Origin of the sequence: Streptomyces afghaniensis, assembly GCF_044327915.1 — a bacterium.
GTDB lineage: Bacteria > Actinomycetota > Actinomycetes > Streptomycetales > Streptomycetaceae > Streptomyces > Streptomyces afghaniensis.
Genome location: NZ_JBIRGJ010000012.1, coordinates 328,099 through 345,769 on the forward strand (window position 1 = coordinate 328,099; position 17,671 = coordinate 345,769).

Sequence of the window (17,671 nt, forward strand, 5' to 3'; positions counted from 1 at the left end):
ACGTGCTGCTTCCTTGAATAGGGCGAGCAGTTCGCGAACGACAGCGGTCAAAACATGAGCTACAGTCCATTGATACACCGCTACACACCTGAGCGAGGAGGACGGATGATCGCCAGAGTGCTGGGCCCCCTGCGCGTGACCATGAACGGCGTGTCGGTGGTTCCCACGGCGCTGAAGGCCAGAAAGCTCCTCGCCGTGCTCATCCTGAACCGGGGCCGCGTGGTGCAGCGGGCCGCCATCGAGCGCGAACTGTGGGGCCTCGACGTGCCCATGAGCGCCTCGACGGGCATCCAGAACTGCGTCATGCAGATCCGCAAGAGCATCGGCCACGCCCTCGCCGGCGGCCCCTCGGACCGTCTCCCCAAGGAGACGCTGATCACCGAGGCCACCGGTTACCGGCTCGAAGTCCCCGGTGAGCAGTTCGACATCGTCGGCTACCACCGGCTCGTGTCGGCGGCGAGTGAGGCGGAGGCCAGGGGGGACCTGTCACAGGCGTCGGCGCAGTTGAACAACGCGCTGAAGCTGTGGCGTGACGCGCCCCTGGCCGATGTGCCGGCCGGGCCCGTACTGCACCCGCACGTGCTGCGGCTGGAGGAGGACCGCAAGGCGGTGCTGAGCCAGCGCGTCGGCCTGGACCTGCGGCTGCGCCGTTACGCCGAGGTCATCGGCGAACTGCACGCCCTCGTGGCGCTCAATCCCTACGACGAGGTGCTGCACGAGTACCTGATGCTGGCGCTGTACCTCTCCGGGCGCCGCAACGACGCGCTGGCGGCCTACCAGGGCGTCCGCGCCGCGATGACCGACGGGATCGGCCTGGAACCCTCGCACCGGCTGCGTCGCCTCCAGCAGCAGATCCTGAACTGCGACGACGCGCTGGAGCACACGTTCCTGGGCGACCGCTCCCCCCATCTCGTCGGGGCGTAGCGCCCGTCTCAGTGGGCGAGTGCCCCCGTGTGAGCGGCCGTCAGGGACGCGCGGAGCTCTTCGAGCAGGACGCCCTGACCGTACGGGGTGAAGGGGAAGAAGTGCCCGCCCCGGGCGAACCGGCAGCGGAACGGGCCCGACGTGAAGCGGGCCCACAGGGGCAGCGCGTCCGGCGGGACGAGCGGATCGTCCGTACCGGCCAGCGCGGTCACCGGCACGGTGAGCCGCAGCGGTTCCACGGCGCGCAGTGCGTCCCGCGCGAGCGCGAGGTCATGGGCCAGGATCCGTCGCGCGGGGCTGAGCGAAGGGTCGTGCAGGGCGTCGGCGGGCAGGCGGTGGGATGCGAGGATCTCGGCCAGTTCGGCGGCCGTGCCCGGGAGTTGCGGGCGCGGCCGGCTGTGCGCACCCGGTTGCGAGCAGCTGACGACCAGGCCGTCGCAGTGTCCGCCGGCGTCGGCGACGGCGAGCGCCAGCAGCCCTCCCAGGCTGTGGCCGTAGAAGACGGTGGGGGCGGGGTCGAGGGCGCTCAGCTCCTGGCGGATGCCCGGCACGGCGGCCGCCAGCGTCGTACGTGGTGCGAGGCTCGCGCGCCGCTCCCGCCCCGGCAGGGTGACACCCACGACCTCCACCGTCTCCGGCAGACCGGCCAGGACGCTCGCGTAGCGCTGCGCGCCGGCGCCCGCGTGGGGGAAGACGACGACGCGGCCGCCGCGGTCGGCGGAGGGCCGCAGCACATGCGTCCAGTCCTCGCAGTGGGAAGCCATGCTCATTCCTTGGTGGGTCGGGGACCGTGGGAGCGCCGTACACAGGGCGCGTGCAGCGCCCGCGCCGGGCGGGGAGCGTGCTCCCCGCCCGGCGCGGACCTCGCGGCGTCGGACTCAGGCCGACGTGATGACGAGCGCGGCGTTGTGGCCGCCGAATCCCAGCGACGTGCTGACGGCGACGTCCACCGGGGTGGTGCGGGGTTCGCCGCTGACCACGTCCAGCTCGATGGCGGGGTCCGGGTTCTTCAGGTTCGCCGTCGGCGGCACCGTGCCGTGCTGCACGGCCAGCACCGTGTACGCCGCCTCGATGGCGCCCGCGGCGGCCAGCGCATGGCCGGTGACCCCCTTGGTCGACGTGACCAGGGGCGTGCCGCCCAGAACGCGGCGCAGCATCCTGCCCTCGACGAGGTCGTTCATCGCGGTGGCGGTGCCGTGCGCGTTGACATGGCGTACGTCACCGGAGTCGGCACCCGCGTCCGCCAGGGCGGCGCGCAGGGCCCGCTCGATGCCCTCCCCGTCGGGGTGCGGGGCGGTGGCGTGGTGGGCGTCGGAGGAGGATCCGTAGCCGCTGACGACGGCGCGGATCCTCGCACCCCTGGCCCGGGCGTCCGCCTCCCGTTCCAGGACCAGCACGCCGGCCGCCTCGGCGGCCACGAATCCGTCCCGTTCCGCGTCGAACGGTTTGCCGGCGTGCTCGGGCGCGTCCCCCGACTTGGACAGAGCGCCCATCTTGCACAGCCCGGCCATCACGGTCGGGGTGAGCGCGGACTCACTGGCACCCGCCAGCACGATGTCGCAGGCACCGGAGCGCAGCAGGTCCCGGGCGGTGCCGATGGCGGTCGCCCCGGACGCGCACGCGGTGGCGGTGACCAGGCTCGGCCCCCGGGCACCGACGTCGATCGCCACATAGCCGGCGAGCATGTTCGGCATGTACTTCGTCACGAGCAGGGGCGAGACCTTGCCGGCGCCGCGCTCGCGCAGCGTGTCGTGCTGCTCCGCGAAGGTGGCGGCGCCGCCGAGCGAGTTGCCGAGCACCACCCCGACCCGGGTGCCGTCCCAGGTCGTCGAGTCCCATCCGGCGTCGGCGACGGCCATCCGGGCGGCCACGAGGGCGAGTTGGACGAAGCGCTCCAGCTGCCAGCCGGCGAAGCCGCCCAGCAGTTCACCGGCGTCGAAACCCGGTACCCGGCAGGAGAAGTCGACCGACAGCTCGGTGAGCGCGGGGTCGCGGGTGGCGCAGGAGCGTCCGGACAGCACCCGCTCCCAGTTCTCCTCCAGGCCGATTCCGGCCGGGGTCACCAGGCCCAGGCCGGTGACGGCCGTGCCGTGTGCGGGACCGTCCGCCATCAGACCGCCGCTCCCTTGGCCGACAGCAGCTGGACCAGGTCGTCCAGGGTGTGCTCCTCGGTGAGCTCACCGTCCGCTATCTCGACCCCGAACTCCTTGTCGAGGACGAGGCCGAGCTCGATCAGGACCAGGGAGTCGAAGGACAGTTTGCCGAGCGTCACCTCGGACGCGATGATCTCCGGCTTGACCTTGAACTGGTCGGAGAGAAGGACCGAGACCCGCTCCGCGATCGCCTGCATGGTGTTTCTCCTTGTGGTGCGGTGAGTGGTGAGAGGTGAGGGTGGCTGTGAGGGGGGCCGGCGTCAGGCCGCCGTGATGTCGGGCCATACGAGGGCCACCGACCCCCAGGTGAGTCCGCCGCCGAACCCGCCGAGCACGACGCGCTGGCCGGGGAGCAGTTCACCGTCGGCCGACGCGTCGGCCAGGGCCAGCGGGATCGAGGCCGCGACGGTGTTGCCGACCCGCTCGATGTTGGCGGGGAACCGTTCGAGCGGTACGTCGATGCGCTCGGCGACCGCTGCCAGGATGCGCGCGTTGGCCTGGTGGAGGACGACCTTGTCGATGTCCCGGACCGCCCAGCCCGCGGCGTCGGCCGTCGTCGTCACGGAGGCCGCCATGTGGCGCACGGCCTCCGCGAACACCGGGCGGCCCTCCATGGTGAAGTAGGAGGCCTCCGGCGCGGCCGGACGTCCGGTGGACCGCTGCCGTGAACCGCCGGCCGCCACCTGGATGAGGTCGCTCTGGCCGCCGTCGCTGCCGAGGTGGAGTCCCTTCAGGGCACCCGGCTCCGTCGCCGCGCCGGCGCGCAGGTACACCGCTCCGGCGCCGTCCCCGAAAATGGCCCGGGTCGTACGGTCGGCCGGGTTGAGGATGGTGGAGAAGGTGTCCGCCCCGATGACCAGGACGGAGCGTGCGAAGCCCGCCTGGACGAAACCGGCCGCCGCCCCCAGGGCGTAGACGAAGCCCGTGCACACGGCGGCGATGTCGAACGCGCCGACCCCGCCGAGACCCAGCCGCTCGGCGACCTCGGGCGCGGTGGCCGGGCAGGGGCGGTCCGGGGTGCTGGTTGCGACCACGACGACGTCGGCCCGCTCCTCGCCCGCGGACTTCAGGGCCCTGCGCCCGGCCTCGACGGCGAGGTCGCCCGTCGATCCGCCCGGGTCGATGACGTGCCGCCGGCGGATCCCGGTCCGGCTGCTGATCCACTCGTCCGAGGTGTCCAGTTGCCGGGCGAGGTCGTCGTTGGTGACCACCGTGGGCGGGACCCAGGCGCCCAGGCCGGCGACGACCGCCGCGCGGTCCGACCCGGTCATCCGGCGTCTCCGTCACCGTGGGAGTCGTTCGGGGTGTCGCTGTCAGCCACAGCCGTTGTCGCTGTCGTAGCCGTCACTGCGTCGTTCCTCCTGGCTGCTGTCGTGGTGCACCGATGTGCTGTGGCGCCGTCGGAGTTCTCACCCTGACAACGCGGGCTCCGCTTTCCCTCACGAGCGGCCCACGCAGGGGACATGTGCCGCTCACGTCGGCCGTGAGCGGCACATGAGTGGCGCGTAAGTACGCGCTGCCAGCCTGGAATGCGTCCGGCGGCGGCCCCGCGCCGCGGTGCAGGGGACCGCGCTCCGGACACGCCTTCACACGACCCCGCTCAAGACCGCGCACGAGGAGAACTGAGTGCAGCAACGCAGGATTGGCACGAACGGCCCGGTGGTCTCCGCCATCGGTCTCGGCTGCATGGGGATGTCGGAGTTCTACGGTCCGACCGACGAGGCCCAGAGCCTGGCGACCCTCCAGGCGGCCCTGGACAGCGGGGTCACGCTGCTCGACACCGCCGACATGTACGGCAAGGGCCACAACGAGAGCCTGGTGGGCCGGGCCATCGCGGGCCGCCGCGACCAGGTGGTCCTCGCGACCAAGTTCGGGATCCGGCGCGACGACAGCGACCCGAGGCAGGGCCGGAACATCGACTCCAGCCCGGAGCACTGCCGGCGGGCCGTCGACGCCTCGCTGAAGCGCCTGGGCGTCGACCACATCGACCTCTACTACCTCCACCGCAAGAGCCCCGACATCCCCGTCGAGGAGACGGTCGGAGCCATGGCGGAGCTGGTGCGGGCCGGCAAGGTCGGGCACCTGGGGCTGTCCGAGGTGACCGCGCAGACCCTGCGCAGGGCGCACGCCGTCCACCCCATCGCGGCCCTGCAGACCGAGTACTCGCTGTGGACCCGCGAGGTGGAGGCCGAGGTCCTGCCGGTGGCCCGGGAGCTGGGCACCTCACTCGTGGCGTACTCGCCGATCGGGCGGGGCTTCCTGACCGGTGCGATCAGCCGGCCCGAGGACCTGGACCCCACCGACTTCCGGCACTCGCACCCCCGCTTCCAGCAGGAGCACCTGGCGCGCAACATCCGGATGGTCGAGCGGCTCCGCGAGCTCGCGGAGCTCTACGGCTGCAGCCCCGTACAGCTGGCCCTGGCCTGGCTGCTGGCCCAGGGCGACGACATCGTCCCCATCCCGGGCACGCGCCGGATCGGCTACCTGCGCGAGAACGTCGCCGCCGCGGAACTGCGGCTCACCGACGAGCAACTGGCCGCCGTGTCGGCCGCGGTGCCCCACGACGTCGTCTCCGGCGAGCGCTACGACCCGGCGGGCATGGCGACCGTCGGCCACTGACTCCTTCGCTCGTCCCTCCCTTCGCTTTTCACCCTCCTGACCACGTAACGAGGAATCCCATGGCAGACAAGCTCAAGCAGCTCAAGCTGGCCGCCGTCAACATCGACGGCGTCCTGCTGAACGACACCTTCAGCCCCGTCATCCACAACTTCATCGTCAGTCGTGGCGGCGAGTACACCGCAGACGTCGAGCGCAGCATCTTCTCCCAGCCGCAGCTCGTCGGCGGCCAGGGCATGGCGAACGCGGCGCGCGTTCCGTGGACCGCCCAGGAGGCGATCGACGTCTACTTCAAGGAGCGGGAGGAGTACACCCGCGAGCACCCGGTCGAGCTGCTCGACGGCGCGATCGACCTGCTGCGCCGGCTGCGCGGACTGGGGCTGAAGACGGTCAGCTACGGCGGCCTCGACAAGTCGCACTTCGACCACTTCCTGGGCGAGCACGCCGACCTCTTCGACGAGCCCGGCTACGTCTGCACCAACGACTTCCGCCCCGGCCTGCGCGAGATCACCACCGAGGTCTTCGGCCTGAAGTACGACGAGGTGCTGTTCATCGACGACGTGGCCCGGGTGGCGGAGGTCGCCAAGGCCCTCGACATCCCCTTCATCGGGCACCCCAGCTCCTTCGAGCACAGCTTCCAGCCCCAGCTGATGCGCGAGAGCGGCGCCCGGCACATCGTCGACTCGCTGCACTCCATCGACGAGGAGCTGCTGCGCACCCTCGACACCGAGGCCGCCGCGCACTCCGTCTGGCGCGACTGAGTCCACGCGCCGCCGCGCGTGCCGGACCGCCCTTCCCCCGGCCGGTCCGGCGCCGCCGGCGCCCCTCCCCTTCCCGCGCGGTCCCGGCCCTTCCGGCCGCGCCCCCTCATCCCACCCAGGAGTTACGCCTTGGACCGCGCCGCTTCCCCGCACACCGTGCTGCTGGACTTCGACGGAGTGCTGAGCCTGAACGCGTCGAGCCTGCTGCTGCTCGCCCTGCACGAAGGCATCAACCGCCACACGGAGTTGCCGATCGAGGCGACGGTCACGCAGTTCAAGGCCATCAGCACCTTTCCCCAACGGGACAGCCTGCGCGTACTGTTCGCGGGCCTCGGCATCGAGCAGCACCTCAGCGCCGAGATCGACGCCCTCAGGTCGCTGACCGCCGTCCGGGGCACGCCGCTGACCCTCGGCGAGGGCGTGGAGGCCTTCTGCGCGCAGCAGCGTGCGCGGGATGTGCGGTTGCGGGTCTTCTCCACGATGGACCGCACCACCGCGCGCCGCTCGCTGCTCGACGGGCTGTTCGGGCCCGAGGACTACGTGGCGCTCGACCACGCATCCAAGGCCGACCCCGACACCTACGCGGCGCTGCTCGCGGCCGAGGGCGAAGTGGACCCGGGGCAGTGGCTGCTGGTGGACGACTCCCCGCTCGCCCTGCGCGCGGCCAAGATCGCGGGGCTGCGTACGGTGCTGATGCGCGGCGCGGTCTTCTCGGACGACGACGTGTCGGCGTTCGGGTCGTTCATCGACGCGCAGGTGACCTCGTTCGCGGAGCTCGGCGCTCTCCTCACCGCCGAGGACGACCGGCCTGCCCCGCTGCCGGCCTCCCGGCTCTGACCACGCACCCGACCCAAGTCGCCCCAGGATTGATAGGTTTCGATGTCCCAGTCACTTGCTGATTCCGAGCTGTCACCACCCAGGACCGTCCCTGCGGAGACCGCCCCCAATCCCACGCGTGTACTGGTGGCCATCGCTCTGGCCGCCGTGATGCTGCCCATCTCCGTCACGGGGCCGGGAGTCGCCCTCGCCGACATGTCCGGCGCGCTGCACGCCTCGGCCGCCTCCACCCAGTGGGTGCTGAACGCCTACAACGTGGCGTTCACCGCCTTCATGCTCGCGGCCGGTTCCGCGGCGGACCTCTTCGGGCGCCGCCGCCTGTTCCTGAGCGGCACGGCCGTCTTCGCGCTGGCCTCGCTCGTCGCGGGCACCGCGCCCACCATCCTGCTCGTGGACCTGGCGCGCTTCGTCCAGGGCATGGGCGCGGCCGCGGTGCTGACCAGCGGTTCCGCGCTGCTCGCCCACACGTTCAGCGGGGCTGCCCGGGCCAGGGCCTTCGGCATCTTCGGCGCCTCGATCGGGTTCGGCCTGGCGATGGGCCCGTTCGTGTCCGGTCTGCTGGTGGGCGTCGCGTCCTGGCACGCCGTGTTCCTGGTCAACGTCGTGCTCGGTGCGGTCGTGCTCGTCCTGGCCCGGCCGCTGCCCGAGTCGAAGAACCCGGGTGCGCGGCGCATCGACCTGCCCGGCGTGCTGACCTTCACCCTCGCCCTCATGCTGCTCGCCCTCGGCTTCGTCGAGGGACCCGCACAGGGGTGGGGCGGCATCGTCACGCTCGGCTCCTTCGCGGGTGCGGCGCTGTTCCTCGCCCTGTTCGTCGTGGTCGAACTGCGTGTCGCCGAGCCGATGTTCGACCTGAGCCTGCTTCGGCGTCCCACGTTCGTCGCCATCATCTGGCAGCCGGTGAGCATCGTCTTCGCGTTCGCGGCCCTGCTCGTCTACCTGCCGCCCTACTTCCAGGGCGCGGGCGGCGCGGGCTCGACGATGTCCGGAGCGATGCTGCTGCCGCTGACGCTGCCGGTCTTCGTCCTGCCGCTGTTCACCCCCGCGCTGGTGCGGTTGCTGTCCGTGCGGACGCTGCTGGCCGTCGGACCGGCGGTGCTGGCCGTCGCGCTGCTGCTGATGACGTTCACCGACCCGGTGTCGTCCCGTACCGGGCTGTACGCGGCGCTGCTGCTGGCCGGTGTCGGTATCGGTCTCGCCTTCGGCGTCATGGACAACGCGGCGGTCAGCGTGGTGCCGGCCGAGCGCAGCGGTATGGCGTCGGGCATGTTCAACACCCTGCGGGTCGCCGGCGAGACGATCGGCGTGGCGTGCGTGGGCGGGCTGCTGCTCACCTCGACCCGTCAGCAACTGTCCGCGGGCGACGGTGCGATGGCCGACGACGTGGTCCAGGGCCGGCTGGGTTCCGTACGCGCGAGTGGCGGGCAGGACCTGGTGGACCGGGCGGTCCAGGGTCTCCAGCACGGCTGGGGCGTCGTCTACGTGGTGCTGGCCTGCGTGGCCCTCGCCGGGGCGATCGCCATCTTCACCATGGTCCGTGACCGTGACCTGGACCAGTCCTCCACCGCTCAGGAGGGATGACCCCTCCCCGCTCCCCCCACGGACGAGAAGACCGTCCGGACCCCACCTCGGGGAGTCCGGACGGTCCTTCTTGTGTCACCGTCCCGCGCTGCCGCCGGGCTCCAGCCTGAAGGCGGCCCGAGCGACGCTGCGCCCGCCCTGTTCGAACGTCACGGGGATCGAGACGGTCCCGGCGGCGTCGGCCGCCTGCTCGTGGCCGTCGCCGACCACCGTCAGGGGCTCGTCGAGTTCCGCGTAAGCGCCGAACGAGGCCTCGAGACCGGTGAGCGACCAGGACGCCGCCGGGGCCCCGAAGAGCTCCTCGGCGGTCAGCAGGGCGGTCTGCCGTCCCGCCTCCATCAGCACCATGCCGGGCACATGGTCCTGGGCGTGGTCGAACAGGCTGGGGTGCCCGCCGGCCACCAGCAGCCGTGCCCGGACCTGCCGGCCCTCGGTGACCGGGTCGAGCAGCACCACGTTCTCCGGCCGCTCCCGGCCCACGCGCCCGGGCCTCACAAGGCCCTGTGTGGCCGGCCGGCGGTACGACTCGGACGTCGGCGTGCTCCCGCCGTCCCGTCGGCCGCGGAGCATCCCGTACACGCTGTCGGCGACGTACTTCACCCTCATCGTCACCTCGCCCACCGGCTGCCCGGACACGCTGATCGCCATGCGGTACCGCAGACCGCGCAGCGACCCCCCGACCCACTGGGCGTCGTGCGTCGTGGCCGCGACCGTCACCTCGGCCGGCCCGTGGGCCCGCTCCAGCGCGCTCAGGCCCGGCAGGTCCATCGACCACTGCTGGAGGACGAACTTGGTGCCGTCCGGCGCCCCGAAGTGCGCGTGCACCGCGTGCGTCTCGGCCTGGCGGCAGCACTCCAGCAGGAACAGCGGATCGACCGCGGAGCCGGTCGTGTGGTCGGTGTAGTAGGCGTGGGACGGCGGCAGTTGCGCTCCGGCCACGAAGTGGTCGTCGTCGACCGCCCTGCTGTCGGTCAGGAACACCTCCGACAGTGCCCGCCGGTGCACGAGTCCTTTCGCCACGGTGTGCTCGAACGTGAGCGCACGCAGCGCGGCTCCCACACGGTCCGTCTCGGCCGTCACGGTCACGCGAATCCCCTTTGTACAGACTGTGCTTGACGACAGCCACGCTCCCAGCGACCGCTCACGCACACCTCACGCGCCCATCACGCCTCGCCGAGGACGGCTAGCCGAGGATCCCCCGGTCGTACGCCACCGCCACCGCCGCCGCGCGGTCCTTGACGCCGAGCTTGGCGTACAGGTGGGTGAGGTGGGTCTTCACGGTCGCCTCGCTGATGAACAGTTCGCGGGCGATCTCGCGGTTGGACGTGCCCTTGGCGACCAGGGCCAGCACCTCGCGTTCGCGCGCGGAGAGCGGCTCGTTGCCGGGGGCCCTGGGAGTGCGGACGGCGGAGACCAGGCGGGAGGCCACGGCCGGGGAGAGGACCGTACGGCCCTGTGCCGCCGCCCGTACGGCGGTGAACAGCTCCTCGCGGGGCGCGTCCTTCAGCAGGTAGCCGGTGGCGCCCGCCTCGATCGCGGGGAGGGTGTCGGAGTCGGTGTCGTAGGTGGTGAGGACGAGGACCTTGGCGCGGGCGCCGGTGCGGGTCAGGGCGCGGATGGCGTCCACTCCCCCGCCGCCCGGCATGCGCAGGTCCATCAGGATCACGTCCGGATCGAGGCCGGCGGCGAGCGAGAGCGCCTCGACGCCGTTCGACGCCTCCCCCAGGACCCGGAACCCCGGCGCGGACTCGAACATGCCGCGCAGTCCGTCCCGTACGACGGGGTGGTCGTCGACGATGAGCAGGGTGATCGCGGCGTCACCCGCAGCGGCGTCACCCGTTGCGGCGTCACCCGTAGCGGCGTCTTCAGTCATGGCGGACCAACGGTACGCGAGCGGAGACCGCCGTACCGTGGCCCGGCTCGGACTCGACGGTGAGGGAGCCGGCGATGCGTTCGGCGCGGGCACGCATGCCGTCGAGGCCGAAGCCGCCGGAGCGGGTGCGGGCGGGGACGGTGAGGGGGTCGAAGCCGCTGCCGTCGTCACGGATGTCGAGGATCACCTCGTCGCCGAGGAAGGACAGCGTGACGCCGACGCGGCCGGCGGACGCGTGCCGGGAGGCGTTGGAGAGGGCCTCCTGGACGATCCGCAGGAGGGTGGCCGCGACCTCCTCGTGGAGCTGCTCGGCGGTGCCGGTGACCGTGAACTCGGCGCGTACCCCCGTTCGTTCGCCCCACTCGGCGACCGTCTTCTTCAGGGCTTCCGGCAGCCCGGCGTCGGTCAGCGCCACGGGGGCGAGGTTGTGCACGGAGCGGCGGGCCTCGCCGAGGCTGTGCCGGGCCAGGCCGGAGGCGCGTTCGAGGTGCGTGCGGGCCACGGCCAGGTCGGGGGCGTTCGCGACGACCTGGAGCTGGGCGATGATGCCGGTCAGCCCCTGGGCGATGGTGTCGTGGATCTCGGCGGCCAGCCGCCGGCGTTCGTCGGCGACGCCGGCCTCCCGGGCCTGGACGAGGAGCTGGGCGTGCAGGGCGGCGTTCTCGTCGAGGGCCCGTTGCAGGGCGGCGTTGGTGCGTTCGAGTTCGCTGATGGTGACGGCCCGCTCGCGGGAGCGCTGTTCCTCCTGCTGGGCGATGTGGCCGACCACCGTCAGCAGACCGAAGTTGGCGACCAGCAGCCCGCAGAACAGCAGCCACTGGGTCGGGCTGCGGATCGGCATCCCGCCGGACTGCGAGCCCGCCACCACGACGACGGTGGCCAGGAGACCGAGCCACTGCCGGCGCCTGCCGGGGATCAGTTCGTCGCTGTCGAAGTAGCCGGTGGACGCGTAGAACCCGAAGAACGGGTTCAGCCACGTGAGGACGAAGGAGACGGCCCAGCGCAGCGCGTAGTAGACGGTCCCGCGGGCGGACGGCGTCCGGCGGCCGCGGCGGGGCCCGTGCCACAGCTGGAGGAGCACCGCGGCGACGACCAGCGCCCCGGCCGCGTACCACTCGGCCGGGCTCGTCATCAGCTCGTGCGCGGCGACCGAGAGGAGGGCGGAGACGGCGAGCAGTCCGTAGACGCCCCAGGTGTGGAACTGGTTCTGACGGTGCTCGATCTGCTCGTCCGCCGAGGTCATCTCCCCAGTGTGCACGGCCCTTCGCCTACTCCCAGCGGAACCAGCGCGAGGCGCCGGCCGTCAGCAGCACGGTCCAGGCCACGAGCACTCCCAGGTGCCCCCAGCCCGGCCAGTCCCCCGCGGCGGCCCGGTTCAGGGCCTCGGCCGCCGCGCCGAACGGCGTGAGGCCGACGGAGCGCGCCAGTACGTCCGGCATGGTCTGCACCGGCATCCACACCCCCGCGCAGAACATCGCCGGGAAGAACACCGCCGACCCGACGGCGCCGGCGATCTTCGTGGACCGGGACAGCGCGCAGATCACCGCGCCCAGCGCGAGGGCGGCCAGCACGGCCAGCAGCAGGGCCAGCGCGTATCCGAAGGCCTGCCGTGGCAGACGTACGGCGAAGGCGAGCCGGCCGACCGTGAGGGCGAGCAGCGCCGAGACCAGGGCGGCCCCGCCGTACAGCAGCATCTGCGCGGACAGCAGGGCGGCGGGGCGGACCGGGGTTGTGGACATCCGGCGCAGGATGCCGCGCTCGCGGTAGCCCGTGAGGGTCTGCGGCATCGCCTGGATGCCACCCATGATCAGGCCGAGCAGCACGCTCACCGGGACGTAGCCGTCGACCGGGCGCAGCCCGCCGAAGGACGGGTCGGCCTCCCGGAAGGACGGGATGGAGCCGAGGATCACCAGCAGCAGGGTCGGGAACACCAGGATCCAGAAGAGGCTGCCGGGCTCCCGGCGGAACAGGCGGATCTCGCTCTTCAGTACGGCGGTGTTGACCAGAGCCGTGCTCATGCCGCTGCCTCCTTCGTGAGGTCGAGGAACGCGTCGTCCAGGGTGGCGTCGGTGACCCGGAGCTGGTGGGCCGTGACGCGGGTGCGGGCGAGGAGGGAGATGACGGCGTTGACGGTCTCGTCGGTGCCGGCCAGGGTGACGCGGCCGTCCCTGTGCTCGACCGACGCGAGCGCGGGCAGCGCGTTCAGGTCACGGTCGTCCAGCGGGGCGGACGGGGTGAAGCTGATGACGGTGGAACCGGCCGAGCGGCGGATCAGGCCGGCCGGGGTGTCCAGGGCGGCCACCCGGCCCTTGTCGATCACGGCGATCCGGTCGCACAGCCGCTGCGCCTCCTCCATGAAGTGGGTGACGAGGAGGACGGTCACGCCGTTGGCCCGGATGTCCTCGATCAGCTCCCAGGTGTCGCGGCGGGCGCGCGGGTCGAGCCCGGTCGTCAGCTCGTCCAGGACGACGGCCCGGGGGTTGCCCACCAGCGCGAGCGCGATGAACAGCCGCTGCTTCTGACCGCCGGAGAGCTTGGCGAACCGGGTCGTCAACTTGGCTGTGAGGCCGAGGCGTTCGGCGAGTGGCCGCCAGTCGAGCGGGCTCGGATAGAAGGCGCTGTACAGCTCCAGCGCCTCGCGGACGGTGAGTTTCGCCTGGAGTTCGCTCTCCTGGAGCTGCGCGCCGAGGACGCGGCGGGTGGCCTCGGGCTCGGTGACGGGGTCGAGGCCGGTGACGCGGACCCGGCCGGAGTCGGGCACGCGCAGCCCCTCGACGCACTCCACGGTGGTGGTCTTGCCGGCGCCGTTGGGGCCGAGGACGCCGAAGATCTCGCCCTCCTCGACGGCGAAGGAGACACCGTCGACGGCCGGGCGGCCGGCGTAGGCCTTGCGCAGGTCGGTGACTTCGATGACGGACATGCGTCGAGGGTCCCGGGGCGGGCCGGCCCGGCGCATCGGCCGTCCCGCTCGAACGGGCATCAGCCGATCGGCTGATGCCGCCGTACGACCCCTCGAACGCACCCCCGAGCTCTCGGCTTCGCTCGAGCAGGAAGGTACCCCCAGGTCGTAGGACCGACGGCCGAGTTCGGTAGGGCCAAAACTCGGTGGGCAGTGTCAGTGGCGATCCGTAGGCTCGCTGCTGATGGCCACGACACCCGCCCCCGCCCAGGACCGTCCCACCGTGCGAACGCTGCTGCGCCTGTGGCCGTATGTGCGGCCCGTGCGGGTGCGGCTGTTCACCGCCGCGTTCGTCGCGATACTGGCCTCCTGCGTGGGCCTGGTGATCCCGCTCGTCCTGAAGTGGATGGTGGACGGGCCGATCGCCGACCGGGACCCGGGCGGGGTCTGGCTCGGCGCGCTGTACCTGCTGCTGCTCGGCTTCGCCGAGGCCCTGCTGTTCGGGCTGCGGCGGTGGCTGGTGGCCCGGCCGCTCTCCCACGTCGAGGCGTCCATGCGGGCGGCTCTGTACCGGCACCTCCAGCGGCTGCCGGTGGCCTTCCACGACCGGTGGGCCTCGGGGCAGTTGCTGTCCCGGGGGACGACGGACCTGATGCTGCTGCGTATGTTCCTCGCCTTCCCGCTGACGTTCCTGCTGGTCAACGGCGTGACGATCCTCGTCGGCGTGGTCATCATGCTGCTCCAGGACTGGACCCTGGGGCTGGTGATCCTCGGGCCGGCCGTGCCCGTCATGGTCACCTGCGTGATCTTCGAGAAGCGGTACGCCAGAGTGGCCCGGCTCGCCCAGGACCAGGTCGGCGACCTGACCACGGTCGTCGAGGAGAGCGTGCTCGGCATCCGCATCATCAAGGGCTTCGGCCGGCACCGGAGCCAGGCCCGGGCGTTCCGGGAGCTGTCGGGGACGCTGCGCGGCACGGAGCTGCGCAAGGCGCGGCTGCTGGCGACGATCTGGGGCGTCATCGTAACGCTGCCGGAGGTCGCGATCGGGGCGGCGCTGGTGGTCGGGGTGGTGCAGGTGGCCGACGGGGGGCTGTCTGCGGGGACGCTGGTGGCGTTCCTGTCCACGGCGCTGGCGCTGCGGTGGCCGGTGGAGTCGATCGGGTTCCTGCTGGCGATGAGCCAGGAGGCGGCGACGGCGACGGAGCGGTATTTCGAGGTGATGGCCGAGGGGGTGGAGGAACGGGGGGCTGCCGGTGACCCGGTGTCCGTGCCCGCAGCTCGGGCAGGCCTGTGCTTCCACGACGTCACCTTCCGCTACCCCGACGCCCCGCCCCACTCCCCTCCGGTCCTCGACGGGGTCGGCCTCCACATCCGCCCCGGCGAATCCATGGCGCTCGTCGGCGCGACGGGCAGCGGCAAGACGACCCTCACCGCGCTCGTCCCCCGCTTCTACGAGGTGACCTCGGGCCGCATCACCCTCGACGGCGTCGACATCACGACCCTGTCGAGGAGTGCGCTGCGCGCCAAGGTCGCGGTCGCGTTCGAGGAGCCCACGCTCTTCTCGGCCTCGGTCGCCGACAACGTTCTCATGGGCGCCGACGGCTCGGCCGGCCCGGCCGAGCTGGAGCGCGCCCTGGCCGTCGCCCAGGCCGACTTCGTGTACGCCCTGCCGCAGGGGACGGACACCCAGGTGGGCGAGCAGGGGCACAGCCTCTCCGGCGGGCAGCGGCAGCGCCTCGCGCTGGCCAGAGCTGTCGTAGGACAGCCGGAGTTCCTCGTTCTGGACGACCCGCTGTCGGCCCTGGACGTGCACACCGAGGCCGCCGTGGAGGCCGCCCTGCGGCGGGTCCTCGCGGACACCACCGCCCTGATCGTGGCGCACCGCCCGTCCACCGTGCTGCTCGCCGACCGGGTCGCGCTGCTGTCCGGCGGCCGGATCGCCGCGGTCGGCACCCACCAGGAACTGCTGCGTACGAACGCCGAGTACGCGCACCTGATGTCCGGCGAACAGTCCGGGGAACAGCCGGGCGACACGTCCGGGGAACAGCCGGGCGACCCGTCCGGGAAACAGCTGGGCGACCCGTCGGACGCCCAGTCAGCCGCACGGTCAGCCGAACAGGAGGGCGCACGATGACGGCGGCCACCACCGCACCGGCCGACGGGACACCCGGCGACGAGAAACCCGACGGCGCGGAACCCGGCGCTCGGCCCCCGGCCACCGGCGACCCCTTCGACCGGGACGTCCTGCCCACGCCCCCGGGCGCCACCGCCGCCCTGCTGCGCTCCCTGCTCTCGCCCATGCGGGCCCGCGTCACGGTCACGACGCTCCTGCTGCTGCTCCAGCAGGCGGTCGTGCAGGCGGGCCCGCTGCTCGTGGCGTACGCCATCGACCGTGCCGTGCCGGCGTTCCGGGCGCAGGACCACGGGCCGCTGATCGCGGTGGCCGTCGGCTATCTGGCGTGCGCACTGGCCGCGGGCGGGCTCCAGTTCGCCTTCGTCGCCGCCGCGGCCCGCGTCAGCCAGGACGTGCTGCTGGACCTGCGCGGCCGGATCTTCCGCCACGCGCAGGCGCTGAGCGTCGACTTCCACGAGCGCTACACCTCGGGCCGGCTCATCTCCCGCTCCACGACGGACGTGGAGTCGCTGCGCGAGCTGCTGGACGAGGGCCTCCAGGAGCTCGTGACGGTCGTCCTGTCCTTCGTCTACATCTCGGTGATGCTGCTCTGGCTCGACCTCGGCCTCGGCGGTGTGGCGGTGGCGTCCCTGGTGCCGCTGTACGCGCTCGTGCGGTGGTATCAGCGGCGGGCGGGCCGGGTGTACCGGGCACGGTCGACGGCGATCGCGGCCGTCATCGTCAAGTTCGTGGAGACCATGAACGGCATCCGGCCGGTGCGCGCCTTCCGCCGCGAGGCCGTCAACGACGCCGGCTTCGGCGCGCTCAACGAGCGGCACGAGCGGACCAACGGCGACGCGCTGCTGGAGATGGCCCGGTACGTCACCGGTTCCCGGCTGGTCGCCAACACGGCGGTCGCGTCGATCGTGCTGTGGGGCGCCTACCGGGTCGCGGACGGCACGCTGGCCCTCGGTGTGCTGGCGGCGGCCGTGCTGTACCTGCGGCGGCTGTACGACCCCATCGACCGGCTCGGGATGTTCCTCAACTCCTACCAGTCGGCGGCGGCCTCGCTGGAGAAGATCGCCGGGCTGCTCGCCCAGACCCCGTCGGTCCCCGAACCGGCCACCCCCCGGCAGCTCCCGCCGCTCGGGGGCGAACACCCCGGCCGCGAAGTGGTCTTCGACGGCGTCCGCTTCGGCTACCGCACCGGCGGCGAGGTGCTGCCCCGTTTCGACCTGACGATCCCAGCCGGGCAGACGGTCGCGGTCGTGGGCTCCACGGGCGCCGGCAAGTCGACGCTGGCCAAGCTGCTCGCCCGGTTCTACGACCCGTCCGAGGGCCGGGTGCTGCTGGACGGCGTCGACCTGCGCGACCTTTCCGTGCCCGAACTGCGGCGCGGGGTGGTCATGGTGACGCAGGAGGCGTTCCTGTTCTCCGGCACGGTCGCCGAGAACATCGCGATCGGCCGGCCGGACGCCTCGCGCGAGGAGATCGAGCGTGCGGCGAAGGAGATCGGCGCGCACGACTTCATCGGCTTGCTGCCCGACGGCTACGACACCGACGTTCGCAAGCGGGGCGGCCGTATCTCCGCCGGTCAGCGTCAACTGGTCGCGTTCGCGCGGGCCTTGCTGGCGGATCCGGCGGTGCTGATCCTCGACGAGGCGACCAGCTCGCTGGACGTCCCGGGCGAGCGCGCGGTGCAGCGGGCGATGGCCACGGTGCTGAAGGGCCGTACGGCCGTGGTCATCGCGCACCGGCTGTCGACCGTCGAGATCGCGGACCGGGTCCTGGTGATGGAACACGGGAAGATCGTCGAGGACGGCGAACCGGCCGAACTGGTCGCGGGCACGGGCAGGTTCGCGGATCTGCACCGGGCCTGGCGGGACAGCCTGGCGTAGGACGGCGGCGAGGAGA

16 protein-coding genes are annotated in these 17,671 nt (G+C 72.3%); 7 read left to right on the forward strand and 9 right to left on the reverse strand.

Features of this window, described 5'->3' with window-relative positions:
* Positions 1-105 precede the first annotated feature (105 nt).
* Entirely contained in the window at positions 106-924 is an 819-nt protein-coding gene (locus ACH4G3_RS39835; protein ID WP_397629036.1) for an AfsR/SARP family transcriptional regulator, read from the forward strand.
* Positions 925-932: 8 nt separating this feature from the next.
* Here the strand turns inward: ACH4G3_RS39835 and ACH4G3_RS39840 are convergent, their stop codons facing one another.
* The 4 genes from ACH4G3_RS39840 to ACH4G3_RS39855 form a co-directional block, all read right to left on the reverse strand.
* Positions 933-1,688 (reverse strand): thioesterase II family protein, encoded by a 756-nt coding sequence (locus ACH4G3_RS39840; protein ID WP_397629037.1) that lies wholly within the window; start codon positions 1,686-1,688, stop codon positions 933-935.
* Positions 1,689-1,802: 114 nt separating this feature from the next.
* Positions 1,803-3,035 (reverse strand): beta-ketoacyl-[acyl-carrier-protein] synthase family protein, encoded by a 1,233-nt coding sequence (locus ACH4G3_RS39845; RefSeq protein WP_397629038.1) that lies wholly within the window; start codon positions 3,033-3,035, stop codon positions 1,803-1,805.
* Complete coding sequence (locus ACH4G3_RS39850) at positions 3,035-3,274, reverse strand: acyl carrier protein (protein ID WP_020272690.1); 240 nt, start codon at positions 3,272-3,274, stop codon at positions 3,035-3,037. Before ACH4G3_RS39850 ends, ACH4G3_RS39845 begins: the two co-directional genes overlap by 1 nt.
* A gap of 63 nt (positions 3,275-3,337) precedes the next feature.
* Positions 3,338-4,348, reverse strand: coding sequence for a beta-ketoacyl-ACP synthase III (locus ACH4G3_RS39855; RefSeq protein WP_397629039.1), 1,011 nt, complete (start codon positions 4,346-4,348; stop codon positions 3,338-3,340).
* Positions 4,349-4,703: 355 nt separating this feature from the next.
* On the opposite strand from ACH4G3_RS39855, the gene ACH4G3_RS39860 reads away from it, so the two are divergent.
* The 4 genes from ACH4G3_RS39860 (at position 4,704) to ACH4G3_RS39875 (ending at position 8,872) form a co-directional block, all read left to right on the forward strand.
* On the forward strand, positions 4,704-5,696 hold the full coding sequence (locus ACH4G3_RS39860; RefSeq protein ID WP_346139686.1) for an aldo/keto reductase: 993 nt from the start codon (positions 4,704-4,706) through the stop codon (positions 5,694-5,696).
* 59 nt (positions 5,697-5,755) lie between these two features.
* On the forward strand, positions 5,756-6,454 hold the full coding sequence (locus tag ACH4G3_RS39865; protein WP_397620311.1) for an HAD family phosphatase: 699 nt from the start codon (positions 5,756-5,758) through the stop codon (positions 6,452-6,454).
* Positions 6,455-6,583: 129 nt separating this feature from the next.
* Positions 6,584-7,291 carry an HAD family hydrolase gene (locus ACH4G3_RS39870; RefSeq protein ID WP_397629040.1) on the forward strand — a complete coding sequence of 236 codons (708 nt, stop codon included), beginning with the start codon at positions 6,584-6,586 and terminating at the stop codon, positions 7,289-7,291.
* 126 nt (positions 7,292-7,417) lie between these two features.
* Positions 7,418-8,872 (forward strand): MFS transporter, encoded by a 1,455-nt coding sequence (locus ACH4G3_RS39875; protein WP_397629041.1) that lies wholly within the window; start codon positions 7,418-7,420, stop codon positions 8,870-8,872.
* Between the two features lie 75 nt (positions 8,873-8,947).
* Here ACH4G3_RS39875 and ACH4G3_RS39880 read toward each other — a convergent pair whose 3' ends face one another.
* The 5 genes from ACH4G3_RS39880 to ACH4G3_RS39900 form a co-directional block, all read right to left on the reverse strand.
* Positions 8,948-9,958 carry a ScbA/BarX family gamma-butyrolactone biosynthesis protein gene (locus tag ACH4G3_RS39880; RefSeq protein ID WP_397629042.1) on the reverse strand — a complete coding sequence of 337 codons (1,011 nt, stop codon included), beginning with the start codon at positions 9,956-9,958 and terminating at the stop codon, positions 8,948-8,950.
* 97 nt (positions 9,959-10,055) lie between these two features.
* On the reverse strand, positions 10,056-10,745 hold the full coding sequence (locus ACH4G3_RS39885; protein ID WP_397629043.1) for a response regulator: 690 nt from the start codon (positions 10,743-10,745) through the stop codon (positions 10,056-10,058).
* Complete coding sequence (locus tag ACH4G3_RS39890) at positions 10,738-11,988, reverse strand: sensor histidine kinase (RefSeq protein WP_397629044.1); 1,251 nt, start codon at positions 11,986-11,988, stop codon at positions 10,738-10,740. The genes ACH4G3_RS39885 and ACH4G3_RS39890 overlap by 8 nt, the downstream gene beginning before the upstream one ends.
* A 25-nt stretch (positions 11,989-12,013) precedes the next feature.
* Entirely contained in the window at positions 12,014-12,763 is a 750-nt protein-coding gene (locus tag ACH4G3_RS39895) for an ABC transporter permease (protein WP_397629045.1), read from the reverse strand.
* Positions 12,760-13,665 carry an ABC transporter ATP-binding protein gene (locus ACH4G3_RS39900; RefSeq protein ID WP_397629046.1) on the reverse strand — a complete coding sequence of 302 codons (906 nt, stop codon included), beginning with the start codon at positions 13,663-13,665 and terminating at the stop codon, positions 12,760-12,762. Before ACH4G3_RS39900 ends, ACH4G3_RS39895 begins: the two co-directional genes overlap by 4 nt.
* Positions 13,666-13,888: 223 nt before the next feature.
* Between ACH4G3_RS39900 and ACH4G3_RS39905 the strand changes: the two genes are divergently transcribed.
* Together ACH4G3_RS39905 and ACH4G3_RS39910 are read left to right on the forward strand one after the other, a co-directional pair.
* Positions 13,889-15,778 carry an ABC transporter ATP-binding protein gene (locus tag ACH4G3_RS39905; RefSeq protein WP_397629047.1) on the forward strand — a complete coding sequence of 630 codons (1,890 nt, stop codon included), beginning with the start codon at positions 13,889-13,891 and terminating at the stop codon, positions 15,776-15,778.
* On the forward strand, positions 15,775-17,655 hold the full coding sequence (locus ACH4G3_RS39910; RefSeq protein WP_397629048.1) for an ABC transporter ATP-binding protein: 1,881 nt from the start codon (positions 15,775-15,777) through the stop codon (positions 17,653-17,655). Before ACH4G3_RS39905 ends, ACH4G3_RS39910 begins: the two co-directional genes overlap by 4 nt.
* The last annotated feature ends 16 nt before the right edge of the window (positions 17,656-17,671 follow it).

Excerpts from the sequence above, each read along its gene's own strand:
- ACH4G3_RS39835 (WP_397629036.1), top strand. The coding sequence starts at position 106 with ATGATCGCCAGAGTGCTGGGCCCCCTGCGCGTGACCATGAACGGCGTG.
- ACH4G3_RS39840 (WP_397629037.1), bottom strand. The coding sequence starts at position 1,688 with ATGGCTTCCCACTGCGAGGACTGGACGCATGTGCTGCGGCCCTCCGCC.
- ACH4G3_RS39845 (WP_397629038.1), bottom strand. The coding sequence starts at position 3,035 with ATGGCGGACGGTCCCGCACACGGCACGGCCGTCACCGGCCTGGGCCTG.
- ACH4G3_RS39850 (WP_020272690.1), bottom strand. The coding sequence starts at position 3,274 with ATGCAGGCGATCGCGGAGCGGGTCTCGGTCCTTCTCTCCGACCAGTTC.
- ACH4G3_RS39855 (WP_397629039.1), bottom strand. The coding sequence starts at position 4,348 with ATGACCGGGTCGGACCGCGCGGCGGTCGTCGCCGGCCTGGGCGCCTGG.
- ACH4G3_RS39865 (WP_397620311.1), top strand. The coding sequence starts at position 5,756 with ATGGCAGACAAGCTCAAGCAGCTCAAGCTGGCCGCCGTCAACATCGAC.
- ACH4G3_RS39885 (WP_397629043.1), bottom strand. The coding sequence starts at position 10,745 with ATGACTGAAGACGCCGCTACGGGTGACGCCGCAACGGGTGACGCCGCT.
- ACH4G3_RS39890 (WP_397629044.1), bottom strand. The coding sequence starts at position 11,988 with ATGACCTCGGCGGACGAGCAGATCGAGCACCGTCAGAACCAGTTCCAC.
- ACH4G3_RS39895 (WP_397629045.1), bottom strand. The coding sequence starts at position 12,763 with ATGAGCACGGCTCTGGTCAACACCGCCGTACTGAAGAGCGAGATCCGC.
- ACH4G3_RS39900 (WP_397629046.1), bottom strand. The coding sequence starts at position 13,665 with ATGTCCGTCATCGAAGTCACCGACCTGCGCAAGGCCTACGCCGGCCGC.
- ACH4G3_RS39905 (WP_397629047.1), top strand. The coding sequence starts at position 13,889 with ATGGCCACGACACCCGCCCCCGCCCAGGACCGTCCCACCGTGCGAACG.
- ACH4G3_RS39910 (WP_397629048.1), top strand. The coding sequence starts at position 15,775 with ATGACGGCGGCCACCACCGCACCGGCCGACGGGACACCCGGCGACGAG.